Genomic DNA, 1,559 nt, shown 5'->3' on the forward strand with positions numbered 1-1,559 from the left:
CGGTATAGGGGCCGGCGTCGATCAGCTGGCCGATCCGCCCGGCCAGCGGCGGCCGCCCGGATTCGATGCCGGTGCGGAACTGCCGGTCGAGCGATTCCAGCAGGGCCTGGCTCATCTCCCGGTGCTCGAGCGACGGCTCGGCCGCAGCGGCGAAGTCAAACGCGGTCTTGTACTCGCTGCGCCGGGTGACCTCGAAGCGGATGCCCAGCTTCTCGAGCAGGCCCTGGGCGAACGGCTCCTGCATGGACAGGCCGGCCAGGCCCAGCGAGCCCACCGGCTGCAGGACGATCTGATCGAACGCACTGGCGAGATAATAGCCCTCGTTGCCAGGGCTCAGTTCGCCGAAACTGTCGGCATAGGCAACGGTGCGCTTGCCGGCGGCGCGCAGCTTGAGGATCGCACCACGCAGCTCCTGGGTGGTGGCGAACCCCCGGGCGGTCTCGTCCAGCCGGGCATAGACCGCCTTGACCCGCGGGTCCCCCGCCGCGCGATCCAGCGCCTCCACCAGGTCGAGCAGCCGGTACTCGTCCTGGTCGCCCAGCCAGCCGGCCATCCAGTCAGGCTGACCCTCCAGGATCGGCCGGCGCAGGTCGAGGCTCAGGAACATCTGGTCGGGCAGCGGCTCTTCCTGGCGGGTCAGCCACCAGATGCCGCCCGCCATGCCCAGCACCAGGACCAGGCTGAGAAAACCGACGGTCGCCAGAAAACCCGTCAGGAACCGCCGCAGCCACGACCGCCGGCGGGGCCGATCGCGCCCATTGTCCATGGCTCAGTGCAGGGCGGCAGCGGGTGCCGGCCCGGCCGCCGGTGCGGACACAGACGGGGCAGCCGCGTCGCGCCGCGCTCGGATCCGCTCGCTCGCGGTCTTGAGCTGGCCGCAGGCCGCCAGGATGTCGCGGCCGCGCGGCACCCGCACGGGGCTCTGGTAGCCGGCCTCCTCCACGATCCGCGCGAAGGCGTGGATGCGGTTGTTGGACGAGCAGGTGAACACCGCACCCGGCCAGGCGTTGAACGGGATCAGGTTGACCTTGGCCGGGATGCCGTCCAGCAGCCGCACCAGCTCGCGCGCATCGGCGTCGCTGTCGTTCACCCCGGCCAGCATCACATATTCGAAGGTGATCGGCTTGTTGCGGTGCGGGTAGGCGCGGCAGGCATCCAGGAGCTGCGCGATCTTCCACTTGCGATTGACCGGCACCAGCTCGTCGCGCAGCTCGTCGCGCACCGCATGGAGCGAGATGGCGAGGCCGGTGCCCAGCTCCTCCCCCCACTGCACGATCCGCGGCACCACGCCCGAGGTCGAGAGCGTGATCTTGTGTTTGGACAGGCCAATCCCGTCGCCGTCGCTGGCGAGCTTCATCGCTGCGGCGATGCCGTCATAGTTGAACAGCGGCTCGCCCATCCCCATCACGACGATGTTGGTGAACAGCCGGTCGTCGCGCGGGCTCGGCCACTCGCCGAGCGCATCGCGCGCCACCAGGAGCTGGGACAAGATCTCGCCCGGCGTCAGGTTGCGCACCAGTGGCATGGTGCCGGTATGGCAGAACTTGCAGGTGAGCGTG

2 protein-coding genes are annotated in these 1,559 nt (G+C 69.7%); both read right to left on the minus strand.

Annotated elements, in window-relative coordinates:
• The coding region (locus tag EQG76_RS23090; protein ID WP_200841049.1) for a S49 family peptidase at positions 1 to 766 on the minus strand (766 nt) is incomplete at its 3' end.
• 3 nt (positions 767 to 769) lie between these two features.
• Positions 770 to 1,559: 23S rRNA (adenine(2503)-C(2))-methyltransferase RlmN (rlmN, locus tag EQG76_RS23095; RefSeq protein ID WP_159716681.1), on the minus strand; the 790-nt coding region annotated here is incomplete at its 5' end.

Source organism: Geminicoccus flavidas (genome assembly GCF_009806515.1).
GTDB lineage: Bacteria > Pseudomonadota > Alphaproteobacteria > Geminicoccales > Geminicoccaceae > Geminicoccus > Geminicoccus flavidus.